This window comes from Candidatus Ornithobacterium hominis (assembly GCF_900538215.1).
Classification (GTDB): Bacteria; Bacteroidota; Bacteroidia; order Flavobacteriales; family Weeksellaceae; genus Ornithobacterium; species Ornithobacterium hominis.
The window spans coordinates 281,228-302,138 of record NZ_UNSD01000002.1 but is presented as its reverse complement, the minus strand read 5'-3'; the positions used below and the strand labels follow the sequence as shown (position 1 = coordinate 302,138).

General features: G+C 38.0%; 19 protein-coding genes. 11 read left to right on the top strand and 8 right to left on the bottom strand.

Annotated elements, in window-relative coordinates; all coding sequences use genetic code 11:
• Window positions 1-18 precede the first annotated feature (18 nt).
• A complete protein-coding gene (locus D5J18_RS01620; protein WP_119057274.1) occupies window positions 19-780 on the bottom strand; it encodes an exodeoxyribonuclease III in 762 nt (253 codons plus the stop codon).
• A 151-nt stretch (window positions 781-931) separates the two neighbouring features.
• Here D5J18_RS01620 and typA point away from each other — a divergent pair, with 151 nt between their 5' ends.
• Complete coding sequence (gene typA, locus D5J18_RS01615) at window positions 932-2,743, top strand: translational GTPase TypA (protein ID WP_119057273.1); 1,812 nt, start codon at window positions 932-934, stop codon at window positions 2,741-2,743.
• Window positions 2,744-3,016: 273 nt separating this feature from the next.
• Here the strand turns inward: typA and D5J18_RS01610 are convergent, their stop codons facing one another.
• The 4 genes from D5J18_RS01610 to rimK form a co-directional block, all read right to left on the bottom strand.
• The gene (locus D5J18_RS01610) at window positions 3,017-3,382 is read right to left on the bottom strand and encodes a YraN family protein (protein WP_119057272.1); all 366 of its coding nucleotides are present in this window, start codon (window positions 3,380-3,382) and stop codon (window positions 3,017-3,019) included.
• Window positions 3,383-3,526: 144 nt separating this feature from the next.
• On the bottom strand, window positions 3,527-5,560 hold the full coding sequence (metG, locus tag D5J18_RS01605; protein ID WP_119057271.1) for a methionine--tRNA ligase: 2,034 nt from the start codon (window positions 5,558-5,560) through the stop codon (window positions 3,527-3,529).
• Between the two features lie 45 nt (window positions 5,561-5,605).
• Entirely contained in the window at window positions 5,606-6,541 is a 936-nt protein-coding gene (locus tag D5J18_RS01600) for a succinylglutamate desuccinylase/aspartoacylase family protein (RefSeq protein ID WP_119057270.1), read from the bottom strand.
• A 65-nt stretch (window positions 6,542-6,606) separates the two neighbouring features.
• Window positions 6,607-7,521: a 30S ribosomal protein S6--L-glutamate ligase gene (gene rimK, locus D5J18_RS01595; RefSeq protein WP_119057269.1), complete on the bottom strand. Its 915-nt coding sequence runs from the start codon at window positions 7,519-7,521 to the stop codon at window positions 6,607-6,609.
• Window positions 7,522-7,690: 169 nt separating this feature from the next.
• Between rimK and D5J18_RS01590 the strand changes: the two genes are divergently transcribed.
• From D5J18_RS01590 to D5J18_RS01545, 10 genes are all read left to right on the top strand, one after another.
• Window positions 7,691-7,903: a hypothetical protein gene (locus D5J18_RS01590; RefSeq protein ID WP_119057268.1), complete on the top strand. Its 213-nt coding sequence runs from the start codon at window positions 7,691-7,693 to the stop codon at window positions 7,901-7,903.
• Between the two features lie 98 nt (window positions 7,904-8,001).
• Window positions 8,002-8,421: a DUF6146 family protein gene (locus D5J18_RS01585; RefSeq protein ID WP_133297991.1), complete on the top strand. Its 420-nt coding sequence runs from the start codon at window positions 8,002-8,004 to the stop codon at window positions 8,419-8,421.
• Window positions 8,422-8,441: 20 nt separating this feature from the next.
• Entirely contained in the window at window positions 8,442-9,551 is a 1,110-nt protein-coding gene (gene prfB, locus D5J18_RS01580) for a peptide chain release factor 2 (RefSeq protein ID WP_119057266.1), read from the top strand.
• 309 nt (window positions 9,552-9,860) lie between these two features.
• Window positions 9,861-11,219 carry a Trk system potassium transporter TrkA gene (gene trkA / locus D5J18_RS01575; protein WP_119057265.1) on the top strand — a complete coding sequence of 453 codons (1,359 nt, stop codon included), beginning with the start codon at window positions 9,861-9,863 and terminating at the stop codon, window positions 11,217-11,219.
• A 49-nt stretch (window positions 11,220-11,268) separates the two neighbouring features.
• On the top strand, window positions 11,269-12,804 hold the full coding sequence (locus tag D5J18_RS01570) for a TrkH family potassium uptake protein (RefSeq protein WP_245952907.1): 1,536 nt from the start codon (window positions 11,269-11,271) through the stop codon (window positions 12,802-12,804).
• A gap of 2 nt (window positions 12,805-12,806) precedes the next feature.
• Window positions 12,807-13,112 (top strand): acyl-CoA thioesterase, encoded by a 306-nt coding sequence (locus tag D5J18_RS01565; RefSeq protein WP_119057263.1) that lies wholly within the window; start codon window positions 12,807-12,809, stop codon window positions 13,110-13,112.
• Between the two features lie 26 nt (window positions 13,113-13,138).
• Window positions 13,139-14,419, top strand: a complete 1,281-nt coding sequence (locus D5J18_RS01560; RefSeq protein ID WP_119057262.1) for a replication-associated recombination protein A — start codon at window positions 13,139-13,141, stop codon at window positions 14,417-14,419.
• A 17-nt stretch (window positions 14,420-14,436) separates the two neighbouring features.
• A complete protein-coding gene (hemH, locus tag D5J18_RS01555; RefSeq protein WP_119057261.1) occupies window positions 14,437-15,459 on the top strand; it encodes a ferrochelatase in 1,023 nt (340 codons plus the stop codon).
• A complete protein-coding gene (locus D5J18_RS01550; RefSeq protein ID WP_260377422.1) occupies window positions 15,428-16,390 on the top strand; it encodes a DUF3078 domain-containing protein in 963 nt (320 codons plus the stop codon). The genes hemH and D5J18_RS01550 overlap by 32 nt, the downstream gene beginning before the upstream one ends.
• Window positions 16,391-16,395: 5 nt before the next feature.
• Window positions 16,396-17,340: a DUF3078 domain-containing protein gene (locus D5J18_RS01545; protein ID WP_119057260.1), complete on the top strand. Its 945-nt coding sequence runs from the start codon at window positions 16,396-16,398 to the stop codon at window positions 17,338-17,340.
• 7 nt (window positions 17,341-17,347) lie between these two features.
• Here D5J18_RS01545 and nadC read toward each other — a convergent pair whose 3' ends face one another.
• The 3 genes from nadC to nadA are packed head-to-tail and all read right to left on the bottom strand — an operon-like array spanning window position 17,348 to window position 20,765.
• The gene (gene nadC, locus D5J18_RS01540) at window positions 17,348-18,202 is read right to left on the bottom strand and encodes a carboxylating nicotinate-nucleotide diphosphorylase (protein WP_119057259.1); all 855 of its coding nucleotides are present in this window, start codon (window positions 18,200-18,202) and stop codon (window positions 17,348-17,350) included.
• Window positions 18,199-19,773 (bottom strand): L-aspartate oxidase, encoded by a 1,575-nt coding sequence (gene nadB, locus D5J18_RS01535; protein ID WP_119057258.1) that lies wholly within the window; start codon window positions 19,771-19,773, stop codon window positions 18,199-18,201. The genes nadC and nadB overlap by 4 nt, the downstream gene beginning before the upstream one ends.
• Window positions 19,770-20,765, bottom strand: coding sequence for a quinolinate synthase NadA (gene nadA, locus D5J18_RS01530; RefSeq protein WP_119057257.1), 996 nt, complete (start codon window positions 20,763-20,765; stop codon window positions 19,770-19,772). The genes nadB and nadA overlap by 4 nt, the downstream gene beginning before the upstream one ends.
• Window positions 20,766-20,911 lie beyond the last annotated feature (146 nt).

Genomic DNA, 20,911 nt, shown 5'->3' with positions numbered 1-20,911 from the left:
CTCCATTGCAGGAATTTTTTATTTCAATTCCAGCAGAATAGGGCAATGATCTGAATGCCTTACCTCAGGTAAAATAAGGCTTCTTTCTAATCTATTTTTTAAGCCTTTAGAAATCATATGGTAGTCTATTCGCCACCCTTTATTATTATTTCGAGCATTGGCACGGTAGCTCCACCAAGTGTATTGATGCGGCTTATCGCTTAGTTCTCTGAAGCTATCAAGCATCTCGCATGATTCAATAAAGTGGCTGAGCCATTCTCGCTCCATTGGCAAGAAACCTGAAACGTGTTGTAAACGCACAGGGTCATGAATATCTATTGCGTGATGACAAATATTATAATCTCCACAAATAATGAGGTGTGGGATTTCTTTCCTTAAATTTTGAATGTATTTAGAAAACTCATAGCAAAATTCCATTTTGAAGTCTAATCGATTCACATTCGTTCCACTCGGCACGTATAGTGAAATAATACTAAAGTCTTCAAAATCTGCCCGAATAACCCTTCCTTCGCCATCCATTGCGTCAAAGCCCGTACCTCGCACCACGTTAAGCGGCTTTTTTTTGCTAAAAATAGCTACACCGCTATAGCCTCTTTTTATCGCAGAATTCCAATAATGGTGGTAGCCCAATTCCTCTATTTTTGCTAAATCGACCTGCTCTTCCACAGCTTTGGTTTCTTGTACACAAAAGACATCAGCATCGGTTGATTTCAGCCAATCGAGTAATCCTTTTTTCATCGCAGCACGTATTCCATTGACGTTGTAAGAGATAATCTTCACAAGTGATTTTTTTCAAATTTAGAAAAACAAAGCTAAAGATTTGAATGTGATTTAATAGATTGTTTTTTAGAAGATTTTTTAAGGCTTAAAAAATATTTAGTACTGCTTCTCTATAAAAACATTACTTTTGCCACGCATTAAAAAATAAAATATGCAAGAAATTAGAAATATAGCCATCATCGCACACGTTGACCACGGCAAAACAACTTTGGTAGACAAAATTATGCACCATTGTGAGCTTTTTAGAAACAATGAGAGTACTGGCGAATTAATTTTAGATAACAATGATTTAGAAAGAGAGCGTGGTATTACCATCGTTTCTAAAAATGTTTCTGTCAACTATAAAGGAACAAAAATCAATATTATAGATACTCCAGGACACGCCGACTTTGGTGGAGAAGTGGAACGCGTACTCAATATGGCTGATGGCGTTTTATTACTCGTGGATGCCTTTGAGGGCCCTATGCCACAGACTCGATTTGTACTCCAAAAAGCGATTAATTTGGGGCTAAAACCCATCGTAGTGGTAAACAAAGTAGACAAAGAAAACTGTACGCCTGATGAAGTTCATGAGAAAGTTTTTGACTTGATGTTTGAATTGGGGGCTGAGGAGTGGCAACTGGACTTCCCTACTGTTTACGGCTCAGCGAAGCAAAATTGGATGAGTGAGGACTGGAAGAATCAAACGGATTCTATCGAGCCATTGCTGGATATGGTTGTGGAGCATATCCCTGCACCAAAAGTGGATGTAGAAGGATCTCCTCAAATGCTGATTACTTCCTTAGATTATTCTAATTTTACTGGGCGAATTGCCATTGGGCGACTTCAGCGTGGGATTTTAAAGGAAAACATGCCAGTTTCTTTAGTCAAAAGAGATGGTAGTGTTGTAAAATCTAGAATTAAAGAATTACACATTTTTGCAGGATTGGGCCGTGTAAAAGTGGAAGACGTGCAGGCAGGCGACATCTGTGCTGTTGTGGGGTTAGAAGGTTTTGAAATAGGAGATACCATTGCCGATGCAGAAAATCCAGAAGCTTTGGAAACTATTGCAATCGATGAACCAACGATGAGTATGCTTTTCACCATCAATGACTCCCCGTTTTTTGGGAAAGAAGGTAAGTTTGTGACTTCTAGGCATATCCGCGAACGTTTGGATAAAGAGCTCGAAAAAAACTTAGCCATGCGTGTGCAGCAAACGGAAGCGGCAGATAAGTTTATCGTTTTTGGGCGGGGAGTGATGCACCTTTCAGTGCTGATTGAGACGATGCGCCGCGAGGGCTATGAATTGCAAATTGGTCAGCCACAGGTTATCATCAAAGAAATTGATGGTGTGAAATGTGAGCCGATAGAAGAGTTAACGATTGATTTACCCGAGGAAGTTTCTGGTAAAGCGGTGGAATTTGTGACTTTACGCAAAGGTGAACTTCTATCAATGGAAAATAAAGGTGAGCGTATGGTTTGTGAATTTTTAATTCCTTCTCGCGGAATCATAGGACTTCGAAATCAACTTTTGACGGCGACAGCGGGTGAGGCGATTATGGCGCACCGATTCAAGGAATATCAACCAATGAAAGGTGATGTGCCTGGACGGCAAAATGGCTCTTTGATTTCGATGGAAACAGGCGAAGCTATTCCTTATTCACTTGATAAATTACAAGATCGTGGGACATTCTTTGTAGACCCAGGAGAGAAAATTTACGAGGGTCAGGTCATTGGCGAAAATACACGTGCTGATGATATGGTGGTAAACATCACCAAAACTAAAAAGTTATCTAACGTGCGTGCTGCTGGTTCTGATGATAAAGCTAAGATTGCTCCTGCAGTGAAGTTTAGCCTAGAAGAAGCGTTAGAATACATTCAGAAGGATGAATATGTGGAGGTGACGCCTCAGTCTATTCGTCTCAGAAAAATTTTACTGACCGAAAGTGATAGAAAAAGAGCGGCTAATCCTGCGCTGAGATAAGCTCCTTGGTATTTGGGGATAATAGTCAAAAATAGTTAATAAATTAAAAAAAGGCTTGGGAAAAAATTTTCTAAGCCTTATATTTTTTTATGAAAATAAAAAAAGTACCTCAAAAATGAGATGCTTTCAATATTACTTACTCATTCCTTAGCAACACTGTTTTTCTCTACATTGTTTTATTTCTATTTCTTTTCGTAGGGACGCTTTTTTTTATCAACAAAATCAAAAAAGAGCTGCTAAATTTTATTTTTACCTCGAGCGTGCAGGTAAAGTTTAAAATTCGTGTGCCTGAAAGGCATCTACAAATATTTTTGCCGCCCACCCATCTTTTCCTTTCGTCACGACAGCTATATCAAATCGATATTCCACATCCATATTATGACGGAGGATATATTCATTGGCTGCCATCGCCAGTAGCGCGCGCTTCTTTTTGTTCACACTTTCCTCAGCAAAACCATTTTGCTTACTTTGCCGAGCTTTAACTTCAACTATTGCTAAAACATTATTTTTCAAAGCAATAATATCCACTTCTGCTGGACGAAAAATCCAATTCCGCTCAAGAATTTGATAATCATTTTTTTCGTATTTTGCTGCCACGAACGCTTCCGCTTGGCGGCCAAAATCATAAGCTTCAGACATTATTTTATTTTTTTTTTAAGGCTTAAAAAATTTTAGAATCAATCTTTAGGGAATAACTTTTTCTACCAACCTCACCGCATTTATTACTTACTAATTATCAACAGTCAATCACTATTCTTACTTTTTTTTTAAGCCTTAGAAAATTTATGCAATTCCAGCACCATTTGGCACCTCATTATCAGGGTTTACAAAAACCAATTTCCCATCTTTATTTTCAGTAAACAAAAGCATACCCTGGCTGGTAATTCCTTTAATTTTTCTTGGAGCCAAATTCACCAAAACCGTACATTTTTTGCCAACCACCTCTTGCGGAGAAAAACTCTCTGCAATGCCTGAAACGATGGTTCTTACATCCAATCCTGTATCTACTTTCAGCTCCAGTAGGCGGTCAGCTTTTTCTACGGCTTTCGCTTCTAAAATAGTCCCGACGCGCAAATCTACTTTTTGAAAATCATCAAAATTAATTTCTTCTTTTTCAGCCTCGGCATTTGGATTCGTCATCTGATTATTCTTTTTAGTATTTTCTAATTTTTGTAACTGAGCTGTTACCATATCATCTTCAATTTTATCAAATAAAAGCTGAGCCTCCCCGAGCGAATGAGCTTGAGAAAAGAAACTTCTTTTTTCTTTCAACTCTTGCCATGACAAAACCTCAAGATCTAGCATCTGCAACATTTTTTCGGAAGCGTTGGGCAAGAAGGGGCCAGCGCATTGTGCCAACATTGCAGCGATTTCTAGCGAAGCTGCTAAGATGTTTTTCACCTCTTCTTCATCCGTTTTAATTTTTTTCCACGGCTCTTGACTTTGTAAGAATTGATTCCCCAAACGGGCTAAATTCATCAACTCTTTCAGCGCATTTCTAAATTCAAAATTTTCTAAGTAACGCCCTATATCTTCAGGGAAATCGTGTAAATTTTCTAACTCAGGGTAGTTTTTGGTTTTCGTAGGAACTTTGCCGTCAAAATACTTTTGAATCAAGACCATCACACGATTGAAAAAATTCCCCAAAATCCCAACTAATTCTGAATTATTTTTCAGTTGAAAATCTTTCCATGTGAAATTATTGTCTTTATTCTCAGGTAAATTTGCTGTCAAAACATAACGTAAGACATCTTGTTTCCCAGGGAGGTCTTCTACAAATTCATGTGCCCAAACTGCCCAGTTGCGAGAGGTTGAAATCTTATCATTCTCTAAATTCAAAAATTCATTCGCAGGCACATTCGTTGGTAAAATGTATTCACCATGAGCTTTGAGCATGACTGGGAAAATGATGCAATGAAACACAATATTATCTTTCCCGATAAAGTGAATCAATTCAGTTTCATTGCCTTGCCAATATTTTTTCCAATCTTTCCCGTGCTCTTCTGCCCATTTTTGGGTAGCGCTGATGTAGCCAATCGGCGCATCAAACCACACGTAGAGGACTTTGCCTGCGCCTTCATCTAAAGGGACTGGAATTCCCCAGTCTAAATCACGTGTCATCGCGCGTGGCTTTAGCCCATCGTCTAGCCATGATTTTACTTGCCCCGTCACGTTTGCTTTCCAATCATTTGAATGATTTTCTAAAACCCATTCTCTCAAAAAACTTTCATATTCATTGAGTGGCAAATACCAGTTTTTAGTCAGTCTTTTTTGTGGTTTTGCTCCACTGAGAGCTGATTTAGGATTGATTAACTCTTCTGGGCTCAGTGTGCTTCCGCATTTCTCGCACTGGTCGCCGTATGCGTTCTCGTTGCCACAGTTGGGGCATTGACCTATGATATACCTATCGGCTAAGAATTCACCCGCTTCTTCGTCATAAAACTGCTCGGTTTGTTTTTCTAAAAAAACATTATTTTTATTTAGCCTTAAAAAAAAATCTTGTGCATTTTGATGATGATGTGCACTGGAAGTTCTGTCATAAATATTGAAAGAAATATCCAACTTCTCAAAAGTTGATTTAATGAGTTCATGGTAACGATTGACTACTTCTTGCACGCTGACTCCTTCTTTTTTAGCGCGTATCGTCACAGGAACGCCGTGCTCATCTGACCCGCAAACGAACAACACTTCTTTTCCGTTTCTTCTTAAATACCTGACGTAAATGTCTGCTGGAATATAAACTCCCGCTAAGTGGCCAATATGAATGGGCCCGTTGGCGTAGGGTAACGCCGCCGTGACTGTATAAGTTTTTGACATGCCAATAAATTATTGAGTTTACAAAGATATAAGCTTTAATTTTTTTTAACTAATGCTCCCTAAATTTATCAAAGCTTCTCCATTATTTACCACAGCCTGCTTGTTTAAGCCAATAATGAAGCCGTCTTCCTCTGCCACAACTTTCTCTATGAAATCCCCGTATGGACTTGTAATATAGCCCAAAGATTGATTTTTGTTCACAAAATCGCCTTCGTGAATCTCTGCAATCCACATTCCCGATGCTGGCGCTCGGTACCAGCTTCTATTCGTCAATGTTTTTGACTGATGTTTGATTTTTGGTGCTTGGGGAATCATTTGATTTTCGTACAGAAAATGTTGCGCACACATTACGCCCTCTTCTATCGCATGGTATGAAAACCGTAAACTCTCGCCCCCTTCATAAACAATGATTTTTTTGCCTAAATCGTAAGCCGCCTGCCGAAATGAACGATGAATCAAACTAGAATTGACCAAAAAGGGTGCGTGCGTTTTTTGAGCCAAATCCAAAACATTTGTATCGCTAAAATCACCTCTCACTTGCGGATAATTTGCCCTTTGGTCGCCCCCCGTGTGGAAGTCTATCCCAAAATCAATGAGAGGTAAAATATGGTGCATGATATTCCAAGCTACTTTAGATGCCAGTGAGCCATCTTTAAACCCAGGGAAGGAACGATTAACATCTTTGCCATCTGGCACATTCCTAGAAAAATGCAAAAATCCGTAGACATTGATAATCGGAATACAAATCGTGGTGCCTCTCTCTACAAAATTTAAATTACAATCTAGTATGCGGCGAATAATCTCAACGCCATTAATTTCATCACCGTGCATTCCAGCTGAAAATAAAACACAAGGCCCTGGCTGGTGCGACCGATAAATAAATACTGGTATATCGATTTCTGTGCGGGTAGGCAGATTAGCAACCTTTAGGTAAACAACGCTTTCTTTGCCTTTTGGAATTTCTGTTTCTAAAACTTTCATAACCTTTCCCTTAGGGTCTGTTTCAATGCTGTTTAGCGTATTATTTTGATTAAAATTTAAACAAGTTAACCTTTGTACTTGTTTTTTCTATAGTTTTCTTTCGAAACTTGATATTCAATAAACTGAATCATTTCTTCTGCAATATTTCTACCCGTAGCAGCTTCGATGCCTTCTAAACCTGGCGAAGAATTAACTTCCAAAATCAGAGGCCCCCGACTTGACCGAATAAGGTCAACACCAGCTATTTGCAACCCCAAGGCTCGGCATGCTCGCAGAGCTTGCGTTTCTTCTTTGTAAGATAAAGCCACTTGAGAGCCCATACCTCCTCGGTGAATATTGGAGCGGAAATCACCCTCTTTGCCCTCTCTCTTCATGGTTGCAATGACTTTATTGCCAGCCACTATTATACGAATATCACTACCTTTAGCCTCTTTGATGTACTCTTGAATCAGAAACTTTGCTTTCAAACTATGTAAGGCTTCCAGCACAGAAACAGCTGCCATTTTAGAGTCTAAAAGCATCACGCCGAGGCCTTGCGTTCCCTCCAACACCTTCACCACAATAGGGTAGCCCCCTATTAATTCCAAAATCTCCTCGGTTTCGATGCCTGCCTCGCTACTGTAATAGAATGTGCGAGGAAAATCTATCCCTTCGCGCGATAGAAGCTGCATCGTCCTTAGCTTGTCTCGGCTTCTCAGCAGCGCGTTGCTTCCAAGTGTAGTGAATGTATTCATCATTTCAAATTGACGTATCACCGCAGACCCATAGTGCGTTATAGTACTGCCAATGCGTGGCAAAACGGCGTCTACTTTCTCCAGTTTCTCGCCATAAACCAAGATCTGCGGGTTATTTTTCCTCATAACCATTTTACATTGTAAAGGGTCTATAACTTCTACATCGTGATTTCGGTACTCCGCTTCTTCCAGAAGACGTGCCGTAGAATAAATAAATTCGCTGCGCGAAAGAATGATTAATTTCATGAATTTGATGGCTATTTTTGGCCTGAAATAAGAATAGTTATTTTAGGTCTTGCATAGATAAGAATTTTTTAAAGCTTTAGAAAAATCTTGATGAAAAAATTTTTTAAGGCTTAAAAAAATTGTGCTTTTCATTTAAATTCGTAATTTTACGGTCTAAAATCGTTTTAAGATGGATCAGTTTCTAGGCTTTTTATTCTTTTTAGCCACCGCAATGGCGGGATTTTGGTGTTTAACTTTTTTAATCTCCATTTTGCCTTATTGGCTGCCTTTTGGTATTGCAGAGCGTTTTGAAAGAATTAATAAAGATAGCAACCCCGACGAAATAAGACGCAAAAAGTTTAGCGAGCAGCCTGATGTTGAAATTTTATATGAAAAAAAATAAGCCTTAAAAAAATATAATTTAATAAAGCACAGCGTAGTAGCTGTGTTTTTTTTATATTAAAGAAATGATAAGGCACGTAAATTGCTCTTGATTTTTCCATGAAAATTTTTATTCTGAGCTTTAGTTTTCTATTCCTATACTCTTGCGTGGGTATGAAAAACGCAAGAGAGAATCAACGTGAGCAAAGAACATTACATTTAGAACCTGATGAAGAGGGGGAGTATGATGTTATTGTTTTAGACCCCAGCTATGGTGTTTTTTTAAATACTAGAGCTTTGCCCATGAATTATTATTCAGAAGAATTTTTACACTCCAAAAACATTCGCTTGGTTAATGAATGGAACTACCGTCATTCACAACCGATGAGGTTTAATCCCAATGTTTATGAGGTTCATATTGACTATCGCCCGTCGATAAAATACGGATTGGAGTTTGAGTGGAAACTTTTCAATTTCTTTATGTTTATAGAATCACAGACGGGTGAAGATTTAGACGGCCACCGCACTTATGCAAGATAAAGTTTTTATATCTTTGATTTATGATTCAGAATGAGAATTTGCAAGATTTGAAAGAGCGTGTAGAGAATCTCCACCATTATTTAGAAATCGAACAGAAAAAAATTGAAATTACTAATGACGAGGAAAAGGCAGCTTCGCCAGCGTTTTGGGATGACCCAAAAGCTGCTCAACTTCATCTAAAACAGCTCCAAACCAAGAAAAATTGGGTTCAAGACTTTGAGCAAGTTCAAAGGGCAACCAATGATTTAGATGTTTTGTATGAATTTTATAAAGAAATGGGAGAGGGTTCTGAAGAAGAAATTGATGAGCAGTACCAAAAAGCAACCAATTTGCTAGAGAAAATTGAGTTTAGAAATATGCTGTCTGAGGAGGGAGATGAGATGAGTGCTGTTCTACAAATCACAGCTGGTGCTGGCGGTACTGAGAGTTGCGACTGGGCTAGTATGCTGATGCGTATGTACCTTATGTGGGCAGAAAAAAATGGCTACAAAGTTAAAGAACTCAATTACCAAGATGGCGATGTGGCTGGCGTGAAAACTGTGACTTTAGAAATCGAAGGGGAGTTTGCTTTTGGCTATTTAAAAGGTGAAAACGGTGTGCATCGCTTGGTGCGAATATCTCCGTTTGACTCCAATGCCAAAAGACACACGAGCTTTGTTTCAGTCTACGTTTACCCTTTGGTGGATGATACGATAGAAATTGAAGTGAATCCCAATGATATTGAAATGCAGACCTCTCGTTCTGGCGGAGCTGGTGGACAGAACGTCAATAAGGTGGAAACTAAAGTCCAGTTGACACACAAGCCTACGGGCATCGTTGTGGTGTGTCAGGTAGAAAGGTCTCAGTTAGCCAACCGAGAGAGAGCTATGCAAATGCTGAAATCAGAGCTTTATAAAATCGAATTGGAAAAAAGAATGGCGGCTCGTAGTGAGATTGAAGCGAACAAAAAAAGCATCGAATGGGGTAGCCAAATTAGAAATTACGTGATGCATCCCTACAAACTAGTAAAAGATGTGCGCACAGGTGAAGAAACATCTGATGTGGATGGTGTAATGAACGGGAATATTGATGATTTTCTAAAGGCTTATTTAATGTTTATGGGACAAAAAGAAGAATCAGATAGCTTATAAAGCCGCGGTGCATTTAAATCAAGTTTGCTTTAACATTATTGATAAGTTTTTTAAAAGACAAATTCAGCCAAGCTATTGAATTTTTATAAGCCTTATAAAATTTTTAGTCAAAAATTTTGTTTTAAAACTCTTAAAAGTTTTGGTATAATTTTGCATGAAACTACTTGTGTGTTTAATTCATTGAAAATCAAATTAATAATATTCATTACTGCAATTCCATGAATAAGTTTTTCATTTTATTTTCCAAATGCATAAGGGGTAGTTTATAAATAATTAATTACATTCGTAGCTTGAGCTATCACATTCGTTATGAGAATAATCATTGCCGGTGCTGGTGAAGTTGGGTTTCACATTGCTAAATTATTAGCCAATGAGTCTCAAGATATTGTAGTTATAGATACAGACAAAGAAAAACTGCAAAAAATCGAAGGATTACTTGACGTTATGACTTATCGTGGAGATGCCGCTTCTTTTCAGCTGATGGAAGAAATAAATATAGAAGAAGCTGATATCTTTATCGCTGTAACACAACTGCAAAATACTAATTTAATGGCATCGCTTATCGCTAAAAAGTCGGGGGCCAAAAAGGTTGTCGCTCGTGTAACTAATCCTGAATTTTTGGAGAGAAAAAATACGTTAAATCTACAGCGAGCGGGTATAGATATGCTCATTTCGCCTGAAGAGTTAGCGGCCAATGAGATTACTAATTTAATTGAGGAATCTGTCTTCAATGAGATGCATTCTTTTGGTAGTGGTGCATTGAATTTATTTGGCGTTTTTTTAGAAAGAAAATCTAAGTTCATAGACCATAGTGTGAGGGATATTGCCCAGCGATTTGGAGATAGGATTAACTTTATTCCCATTTTTATTATTCGTTCTAATGATGGCGAAACAAAAAGTATTATCCCGCGGGGAGACACGGTTTACAGAGAAGGCGACCATGTTTACTTTATAGCCTTAGAAGAAGCCCGCAATAGTATTTATGAATATCTAGGGAAAAAAAATGAAGATCTTTCAGACGTTATGATTTTGGGCGGTGGGCGGATTGGTAAAAAAACAGTCCAAATTCTACGCCAGCACAAGCATAATATCAAAATCATCGAACGAGATTTTGCTAAAGCTGAAGATTTAGCGGATCAGTTTGACGATGTGCTAATCATTCACGGTGATGGGCGAGATACAGACCTTCTAGATGAAGAAGGCATTTCTGAACTGGATGCCTTTGTGGCCGTTACGGGAAGGTCAGAAACCAATATCATGGCTTGTCTGATGGCAAAATCTAAAGGTGTAAAAAAAACCATCGCTTTGGTAGAAAACACCGAGTATCTACATTTGGGGCAAGATATTGGCATTGATGGATTTATCAATAAAAAACTAATGGCCGCCAATTCGGTATTTAAACATGTAAGAAAAGGAAAAGTACTGGATGTGATGAATATTTTTGATTCCCCCGCTGAAGTTTTAGAGTTTCGCGTAAAAGAAAATTCAAAAATTGCTAACAAAACTATACAGGAGGTAAACTTCCCAAGAGAAGCAATTATTGGGGGCATTATTAGAAAATTTCAAGGAATTATTCCTCAAAAAGACTTTGTCATCCTTCCGCACGACCGTGTGGTGATCTTCTCAAGATTAGAAGCCATCAAAAAAGTTGAATATCTCTTTTCTTAGATCTACTATGCCTTTTTTTAAAAAAATAAATTTCCCCATTATCTTCAGAATGCTAGGCATTCTCTTGATTGTCAATGCTCTTTTTATGCTAAGCTGCGTTCCAGTCAATTTGTACTATAATGAGGCTAGCTTCAAGGGGATGCTTTCTGCGGCATTAATTACGGGTTTGTTTGGCTGTGCTACATTTTTTACTTTTAAAAATGCTAAAAAAGATATCGGAAAGAGAGAAGGTTACTTGATTGTAAGTTTAGGTTGGGTAACGATGGCTTTATTTGGCACGCTACCTTACTTATTAAGTGCTGAGTTTTTATCTACCCAAGTTTTAGAAATTAACACGATCAACTTGACCAATGCTTTTTTTGAGGTAATGTCAGGCTATTCCACGACTGGCGCCAGTATTTTGAATGATATTGAAATCATGCCCAAGGGTCTTTTGCTATGGCGAAGCATGACACATTGGCTCGGTGGAATGGGAATCATCGTGCTCACCTTGGCAATTTTACCCCTACTTGGCATCGGTGGAATGCAGCTTTTTATCGCTGAAGCACCTGGAATAACGGCCGATAAAATTCACCCTCGCATTACCGATACAGCTAAGCGTTTGTGGTTACTATATGTTATCTTAACCTGCCTACAGATTGTTTTGCTTTTTGCTGCAGGCATGAATCTTTTTGATGCAGTCAACCATTCTTTTTCCACGATTTCATCGGGAGGTTTCTCGACTAAAAATGCCAGTATCGCTTATTGGAATCACCTTCCATTTATTCAATATATCATCTGTGTATTCATGTTTTTTTCAGGAATGAATTTCATTTTAATTTATTTCCTCTTTAAAAGAAAATTCAAAAAAATATTCAGTGACGCTGAATTTTTACACTATAGTGGCATAGTCATAATACTCACTATTATTTCAACTTTAATTGTTCATTATTACACCGATTTAGAATTAACTTCTGTTGTTCATCCTGGAGTCAATATCGATGAGTACGGGAACAAAATTTTTGGCTGGGAACCCTCTTTTCGTCACTCTTTATTCACCATATTATCCATCATTACCACCACAGGATTTGTCTCAGCAGATTTCACACAGTGGGCGCCTTTCCTCACGGCAGTTTACTTTACACTAATGTTTGTTGGGGGATCAGCTGGTTCCACTTCAGGAGGCGTGAAAATTATCCGCCACATTATCCTTATCAAAAATAGTTGGTATGAATTTAAACGCTTAGTTCATCCCCATGCCATAATCCCAGTTCGGTTGGGCGGAAAAACTCTAGATAAGAAAGTCATTTTCCATGTCATGGCTTTTTTCATTGCCTATATTGTCATTTTTATGGCAGCTACAATTATTTTAACCTTTATTGATTTTACCGACGAAAATATTTCAAATGAATTTTTCTCATCAATGGGAGTTGCGGCCAGCACGCTTGGGAATGTGGGCCCAGGGCTGGGTAAGTATAGCCCTGTTAACAATTTTTCTGAAATGTCTGCCATCGGCAAGTGGTTTTGCAGTTTTTTAATGCTCATTGGGCGATTAGAAATTTTCACTATATTGATTTTATTTACACCCTTTTTCTGGAAAAAATAATCATGAAAAAACAGCATAAAATAGAATTTCAGTTTCTGAGCGAACCAACCGATGTTAACTACGGGGGGAAAGTTCATGGCGGCGCTGTAATGAAATGGATAGACCAAGTTGGCTATTCGTGTGCCAGTACGTGGGCAGAGTCTTATGCGGTGACCGTATATGTAGGTGGCATTCGATTTTATAAACCGATCTTGATTGGTGATGTCGTTCGGCTCAATGCAGAAATCATTTATACGGGATTCTCTAGTATGCACATCGCCATCGATGTTTATTCAAAGAAAGTTACTGCTCAAAATCCTACAAGATAAAGAAAATCAATAAACTACAAAAAATCATGATTCCGCCACTAGCTGAGCGCATGCGCCCCAAAATCCTCGACGAATATATTAACCAAAAGCATCTTTTGGGTCAGAACGCTCCTATCCGATTAATGGTAGAAAACGGACTGCTTTCTTCCATGATTTTTTGGGGCCCACCAGGAACAGGGAAAACAACTTTAGCTCAACTATTAGCCGAAGTTTCTGGACGCTCCTTTTTTACCCTCAGTGCCATTAATGCTGGGGTGAAAGATGTGCGTGATATTATAGAGAAAGCAAAGAAACAAACACTTTTCAGTGGAGAAAAAAATCCAATACTCTTCATCGATGAAATTCACCGATTTAACAAAGGACAACAAGACTCTTTGCTCTCTGCGGTAGAGAAAGGCTATATCACGCTCATTGGTGCGACGACTGAGAATCCTAGCTTTGAGGTTGTGCCAGCTTTGCTTTCTCGATGCCAAATTTATATTTTAAAAAGTCTTGAAAAAAATGATTTAATCAAGCTTCTAAATCGTGCGATAGAGCAGGATAATTTTTTAAGCCTTAAAAAAATTCAACTGAAAGAAACTGATGCTTTGTTGCGCTACTCTGGTGGAGATGCCCGCAAAGCCTTGAATGGGTTGGAGATTGTAACTGCCAGTTTTCGCAATGATGAGGAGGTCATCATCACCAATGAACTGGTATCGCAAATCATTCAACAAAATGTTACTAAATATGATAAATCTGGCGAGCAGCATTATGATATTATTTCAGCTTTTATCAAATCCATCCGCGGCAGCGATCCCAATGCTGCCGTTTACTGGCTTGCACGAATGTTGGAAGGGGGAGAAGATTTAAAGTTTATCGCTCGCCGATTGATTATTTTGGCTTCCGAGGATATAGGAAACGCTAACCCCAATGCGCTGATGTTGGCCAATAATGCTTTTCAAGCCGTGAATACGATTGGCTACCCCGAGGCACGAATCATTTTATCTCAATGTGCAATTTATTTGGCTAATTCGCCTAAGAGTAATAGTTGCTACAGGGCGATCAATCAAGCTCAACAGATAGTGAAAGAAACTGGGGATTTAGCCGTGCCTTTGCATCTGCGCAATGCCCCAACAAAACTGATGAAGGAGCTCGATTATGGGAAAGATTATCAATACGCGCATCAGTTTAAAGGTAATTTTGCACGGCAAGAATATTTGCCTAAGGAAATTTCGGGACAAAAATTCTATGAACCTGGAAATAATAAACGGGAGGAGCAAGATCGCCAAGTACTAAAATTGAGATGGCAAGATAAATATGATTATTAATTTTATCTTTGCAGGTAATGAAAAAAGGTGTTTTACTTATCAACTTAGGCTCTCCAGACTCTACTAAAACCAAAGACGTCCGGCGCTATTTGCGTGAATTTTTATCAGACCCTAAAGTCATCGATGTTTGGTTTGTGAGAAATATTATTTTGAATTTATTTATTCTGCCCTTTCGCCCCAAAAAATCAGCAAAAGCTTACAAAAAAATTTGGTGGGAGGAAGGCTCTCCGCTCATTGTTTTGACCGAGCGTTTACAGCAAAAGTTACAGGCAAAACTAGACATGCCTGTCGCCATTGGTATGCGCTACGGGAATCCATCAATAAAGGAGGGATTGACTGAGCTTCAACAGCTGGGGTGTGAAAGTGTTTTTGTGATTCCTTTGTACCCACAGTATGCTATGAGCACAACGGAAACTGTGGTGGATAAAACGCTAGAAATTAAAGAAAAATTTTTTAAGGCTTTAAAAATTTCTTTTCTTCCGCCTTTTTATAATCACCCCGATTACATTCAAACCTTGGCACAAAGTATTGAGAAAAATTTGCCTCAGACTTTTGATAAGCTCTTGTTCTCTTACCACGGGATTCCAGAGAGGCATATCTACAAAACAGATCGCTCCAATACTTGCGAGATTGGCAAATGCTGCTTCAAAGATGAGAATCCTTCGCACGCCACTTGCTACCGCCACCAATGCTATAAAACAACAGAGCTGGTGCGTGAGGCGTTGAACTTACCTAGCAAAAAAGTCATGCAGAGTTTTCAGTCACGCCTAGGGAGCGACCCGTGGCTAAAGCCTTATACGGATGAGACTTTAGAAAACTTCCCCAAAAAGGGAGCTAAAAATATTGCTGTCGTGGCACCAGCTTTTGTTTCAGATTGTTTAGAAACGTTAGAAGAATTAGCCATGGAAGGCAAAGAAGAATTTTTGAAAAATGGAGGGGACAGTTTCACTTATATTCCATGTTTGAATGATTCAGACGAGTTTGTAGAAATTTTAGAAAAATGGTGTAATGAATATCAAAATAATGAAGAGAGGATTTAAATTTTCCCTTGCTTTAATTCTCTTAACTTTTGGAATTAGCTTCGCGCAACTCAATACAGTAAAATCTGAACTGGAGAGGACTAAAATTCGTGAAAAAGATACGCTTGATGGCTGGAAAAACTTTGGGCAAGTCAATTTGCTTTTAAACCAATCTGCATTTAGCAATTGGGTAGCTGGTGGTGAAAATAGCATTGCTGGGAATTTGAACGCACAGTACAATTTCTATTACAAAAAAGGTTCTTGGACTTGGGATAACTTGCTACAAGGAAGCTATGGTTTGTCTTCTACAGAAAGTAAGGGACTCAGAAAAACTGATGACCGCTTAGAAATCAATTCCATCTTAGGGGAAAAAGCTTTTGAAAACTGGAGTTACTCGCTATTTATGAATTTTAAAACTCAGTTTGTCAACGGTTATCATTACGATTTAGATGAAGACAGAGGTTTTCGGACTTCTGGTCTATTCAAGCCAGCATATTTAACTTTTGGCCCAGGGTTGCTGTGGAGGAAAAGTCAAAATTTTCACTTTAATTTAGCTCCGTTGACTAGTAAAGTTACATTTCTTAACGGAGAGGTTTTCACTTACACTGATTTAGATGGAGATGGTAAAAAAGAGGCCGTTTCTTCAAATGTAATCGAAACTTACGGAGTTGATCCTGGTAAATCTTCTCGCTATGAATTAGGTTTCTATGCTGCTGGCTATTACAAAGCTAGTCTGATGGAAAACATCACAATGGAAAATATTTTATCGCTCTACTCTAATTATTTAGAAAATCCAAAAAATGTAGATTTAGACTATACGATGAATCTTATTTTCAAAATCAATAAATATTTATCTACCAATCTAAGCGTGCAGACGATTTATGACGATGATGCCTTTTCGGGTTTTCAAATTAGAGAAGTCTTTGGGCTGGGGATAAATGTAAATCTATAAGGGAGATGTGGACCGTTCGCTATATTTTTTTTATTCTTTGTCTTTTATCTTTTGTAGAAAGTCACGGGCAAATTTCTAATGTGTATAACGAACTCAGGAATTTAAATTTTAAAATAACAACTACAGATACTATTCTTGGCTGGCGACGTGATGGGAATCTACGCCTAAACTTTGGCCAAACACACTACGAGAATTGGGTGCAAAATAATAACAGCCGCTTAGACCTTAATGTACAACTCAACCAGCGGATTTACTACCAATACCGTAAAAACTTGTGGGACAACCAAGTTTACTTGCAATATGGCTTGAGCAAACTCTACGGCGAAGGTCTTCAGAAATCTCTAGATCGCTTGGAAGTCAACTCCATCTACGGAAAAATTATCAACCCTCATCTTTCTTATTCTTATTTTGCTAACTTTAGAACACAATTCTCTAATTCTTACGACTATAAACGAGACGAAAAAAAAGACTACAGAATTTCAGGATTTATGTCCCCCTCTTTTCTAACGACAGGAGTTGGTATCATGTGGCGAAGAAATAATAACTTATACATCAACTTAGCCCCCGTAACTTGGCGTTTGGTTTCCATCATTTCGCCTGTTTATAAATACAATAATCAAGAGAAAAAATTCATTAATAGCGATGAAACTGAAGTTTTTGGCATCCCTGCTGGTAATTCTTCTATTCATCATTTAGGGTTTAATGCTTCACTTTACTACAAACTCGAACTTTTCAAAAAAAGATGGTCTATTGAAAATCGTTTAGCTCTATATTCCAACTATTTATCTAACCCCAAAAACTTTGATATTGACTACACATTCAACACTCGATATAAAATAAATAAGTTTGTGTCTACCAATTTTACCATACAAGCCGTGTATGATGATGATGTGTTTGCTGGCTTCCAAATCAGAGAAAATTTCAGTATCGGGCTTAATTTAAATATCTAATTTTTTTTTAAATTACCTTTAAACTTAAATCTAAACTTCTCGCAGAATAAGTCAATGCACCAGAGGAAATGTAATCAACGCCTGTTTCTGCATAACTTACTAAATTTTCTATTGTAATTCCTCCCGAAGATTCTATTTCTACTCTTCCTCCAATTCTATCAACGGCTTCCTTGGTTTGCTCTATATTAAAATTGTCTAGCATAATACGATCAGGGTTTTGAGTTAAAGCCTCTTCGACTTCTTTTAAATTTCTAGTTTCAATTTCAATTTTTAGATTTAATTTGTTTTGTTTCAAATATTCTTTTGCTCTTTGAATTGCAGGAACAATGCCTCCTGCAAAATCAACATGATTGTCTTTGAGCATAATCATATCAAATAAACCAAAACGGTGATTTTCTCCTCCTCCTATTTTTACAGCCCATTTTTCACAGACTCTAAAATTGGGGGTTGTTTTTCTAGTATCAAGAAGTTTAGTTTTTGTATGCTTGATTTTCTCTTGCATAAAATTAGTGAGTGTCGCAATTCCGCTCATCCGCTGCATACAATTTAAAACTAATCGCTCTACGGGAAGTATGCTTTTCGCTGAACCTTCTACAATGAATGCAACATCACCTTTTTTTATAAAAGAGCCGTCATTTATCAATTTTTCAAAACGAACTGAAGAGTCAAAGAATTTAAATATATATTCTGCTAACTCTACGCCTGCAATGATTCCTTCATCTTTTACTAAAAGCTGAGCTTGGTTTTTTACTTCTTCGCTCATAATGGCAAGGGTAGAGTAATCTCCTCTCCCGATGTCTTCGGCTAAAGCTTCTTTGATGAAATGACTTAAGGCTTGATTTGAAACGTATTCTGGTCTCATTGATTTAAATTTTTATTATAAAAAGCTCCTCTATTTTCTTTCTGCCTAAGGCTATCTGTAATAATAAGATAAGCACAGCTGACTAAATTTCTTAGCTCTGAAAGCTGTGGAGAGAGCACAGAAAATTTATAAAACTTCTTCACAGATTTATAAATTTGTTCTTCTTTTTCCAAAGCTAATTTCAATCGAAAATCAGACCTTACGATACTGACTAAATCACTCATTATCGACTGAAGTTCTTCCCGAAGGAACTTTAATACTACTAGCTCATCAGAGATGCTAGCTTCAGCAGGGGTCCAATCTGGAACGGCAGTAATTTTTTCTAAATCAAAATTCTTTTGTTTTAACTTTATTATACTTGCTTTCGCTGCATTATGTGCAAAAACCAGTGCTTCTAGTAAAGAATTCGAAGCTAAACGGTTTGCCCCGTGTAAACCCGTATTGGTACATTCCCCAACGCTAAATAAATTGTGAATGCTAGTAGTTCCATCTTTATCTACATCAATTCCTCCACATAAATAATGTTGTGCTGGCACTACGGGAACTAACTCTTCAAACGGATTTATTCCTCTTTCTATGCAGGCTTGGAAAATATTGGGGAAATAGTTTAAAAATTTTTCTTGGTCTAAATGCCTGCAGTCTAAGCCCACGTACTCAGCCCCTGTTTTTTTCATTATATCATCAATCGCCCGAGAGACAATATCACGGGATGCCAGCTCTTCTCTTTCGTCATAAAAATGCATAAATTTTTCTCCGCTCATCGTACGAAGTTTTGCACCAAAGCCTCTCACCGCTTCAGAAATTAGAAGCAATCGCCCATCTTTATCATCATAAAGCGCCGTGGGGTGAAATTGAACAAAGGCCATGTTACTAATTTTACCTTTGGCCCTATGCACTAATCCAATTCCATCTCCTGTTGCGATGATAGGGTTGGTTGTATTTTTATAAACGTGCCCTAAGCCTCCCGTTGCTAAAAGGGTTACTTTAGCAGTCATTTTTTTAATCTTTTTGGTATGAATATCTAAAACATAAGCACCAAAACAATTTATATCTTCTATATTTAGTTCCTGCTGCTGAAGGTGATGTTCTGTAATTAAGTCAATGACGTAATGATGAGGTAGTAATTCAATATTAGGCGTGATTTCAATCATAGCCAAGAGGCTTCGTTCAATTTCATAGCCAGTGATGTCTTTGTGGTGAACCACTCGATTCTCTGTGTGGCCGCCTTCTTTTCCCAAATCATAAGTTCCTTTATCATTAGCATCAAACCTTGCGCCCCACTCTACCAATTCCTTAAATCGCTCTGGCCCTTGGCGAATGACCATTTCCACAACACTTCTTTCATTCATATAATCGCCAGCACGCATTGTATCTTCAATATGTTTTTCAAAACTATCTTTATCAAAATCAGAAACAATAGCTACTCCACCTTGTGCATATTTGGTATTAGACTCATCTTTATTGCCTTTCGTCACGATAGTAATCTTCGTTTCAGGTAAGGCTTGTGCAACTTTAAGGGCATAAGTCAACCCAGAAATCCCAGAGCCAATGACTAAAACATCTGTCATCATTTAATTTTTTCGCTCATTTTCAGCATTCTTTCAATAGGCTCTAAAGCTTGAACTCTCAACTCTTCTTCCATTATAATTTCTGGTTTCTCATAATTAAGGCAGAGGTAAAGTTTCTCTATAGTATTTCTTTTCATATACATACACTCACTACACTGGCAGGAATAATCTTCTGGAAATGCTGGGATTAACTTTTTTTCAGGTGCTCTTTTTTTCATCTCATGCAAAATCCCTTCTTCAGTAGCTACAACAAAGGTTTCTGCAACATCTTTTTCAACGAAGTCAAGCAATGCAGATGTTGACCCAATAAATGAAGCAGCTTCTAATACTGGCGGTTCGCTCTCAGGATGAGCAATGAGTTTTGCCCCTGGGTTTTCTGCCAACTGCTGAGCAATCCTCTCTAATGAAAAAGCCTCATGAACAATACAACTCCCATCCCACAGAATCATATCTCTACCCGTTTTTTTACTCAAGTAAGCCCCTAAATTCTTATCAGGAGCAAAAATAATTTTTTGTTCTTTTGGAATTTGGGCAATGATATGCTCTGCATTGGATGAAGTCACAATGTAATCACTCACCGCTTTAGTCCCAGCATCACAATTGATGTAAGTCACCACCACAGCACCAGGGTGTTGATTTTTAAACTCCATCAAAGCCTCGCCAGAGCAAGCATCCGCTAAGGAACAACCAGCCAATAAATCAGGAAGTAGAACCTTTTTGGTTGGGTTGATTATTTTAGCCGCCTCTGCCATAAAGTGAACTCCACAGAATACAATAATCTCCGCATCAGTTCCCTGCGCTGCCCTAGCTAGCTGAAGAGAATCCCCCAAAAAATCTGAGAGTTCCTGAATTTCTGCAGTTTGGTAATAATGAGCTAAAATCACTGCATTTTTTTCTTCTTTCAGCCGATTGATTTCCTTTTTCAGGTCAAGACCTTCAGGTATTTCCTTGTTGAGGTAGCCTCTCTTGGCTAAGGTATCTTCTATATTCATCATATCAATGCTAAATTTACTTTTTTTTTAAGGCTTAAAAAAATTTTTTAATGACTGTTTTTTTACTATTTTTTAAAAGCAGAAAGCATCAAGAAATAAAGTTATGATTGCAAAAAAGTTTTGCCAAAAAAAGCTCCTTTACGTTGCCG

Coding starts and splice junctions, on each gene's coding strand:
- typA (WP_119057273.1), top strand. CDS start 932: ATGCAAGAAATTAGAAATATAGCCATCATCGCACACGTTGACCACGGC.
- D5J18_RS01610 (WP_119057272.1), bottom strand. CDS start 3,382: ATGTCTGAAGCTTATGATTTTGGCCGCCAAGCGGAAGCGTTCGTGGCA.
- metG (WP_119057271.1), bottom strand. CDS start 5,560: ATGTCAAAAACTTATACAGTCACGGCGGCGTTACCCTACGCCAACGGG.
- D5J18_RS01600 (WP_119057270.1), bottom strand. CDS start 6,541: ATGAAAGTTTTAGAAACAGAAATTCCAAAAGGCAAAGAAAGCGTTGTT.
- rimK (WP_119057269.1), bottom strand. CDS start 7,521: ATGAAATTAATCATTCTTTCGCGCAGCGAATTTATTTATTCTACGGCA.
- D5J18_RS01590 (WP_119057268.1), top strand. CDS start 7,691: ATGGATCAGTTTCTAGGCTTTTTATTCTTTTTAGCCACCGCAATGGCG.
- D5J18_RS01585 (WP_133297991.1), top strand. CDS start 8,002: ATGAAAATTTTTATTCTGAGCTTTAGTTTTCTATTCCTATACTCTTGC.
- prfB (WP_119057266.1), top strand. CDS start 8,442: ATGATTCAGAATGAGAATTTGCAAGATTTGAAAGAGCGTGTAGAGAAT.
- trkA (WP_119057265.1), top strand. CDS start 9,861: ATGAGAATAATCATTGCCGGTGCTGGTGAAGTTGGGTTTCACATTGCT.
- D5J18_RS01570 (WP_245952907.1), top strand. CDS start 11,269: ATGCTAGGCATTCTCTTGATTGTCAATGCTCTTTTTATGCTAAGCTGC.
- D5J18_RS01565 (WP_119057263.1), top strand. CDS start 12,807: ATGAAAAAACAGCATAAAATAGAATTTCAGTTTCTGAGCGAACCAACC.
- D5J18_RS01560 (WP_119057262.1), top strand. CDS start 13,139: ATGATTCCGCCACTAGCTGAGCGCATGCGCCCCAAAATCCTCGACGAA.
- hemH (WP_119057261.1), top strand. CDS start 14,437: ATGAAAAAAGGTGTTTTACTTATCAACTTAGGCTCTCCAGACTCTACT.
- D5J18_RS01550 (WP_260377422.1), top strand. CDS start 15,428: ATGAATATCAAAATAATGAAGAGAGGATTTAAATTTTCCCTTGCTTTA.
- D5J18_RS01545 (WP_119057260.1), top strand. CDS start 16,396: ATGTGGACCGTTCGCTATATTTTTTTTATTCTTTGTCTTTTATCTTTT.
- nadC (WP_119057259.1), bottom strand. CDS start 18,202: ATGAGACCAGAATACGTTTCAAATCAAGCCTTAAGTCATTTCATCAAA.
- nadB (WP_119057258.1), bottom strand. CDS start 19,773: ATGATGACAGATGTTTTAGTCATTGGCTCTGGGATTTCTGGGTTGACT.
- nadA (WP_119057257.1), bottom strand. CDS start 20,765: ATGATGAATATAGAAGATACCTTAGCCAAGAGAGGCTACCTCAACAAG.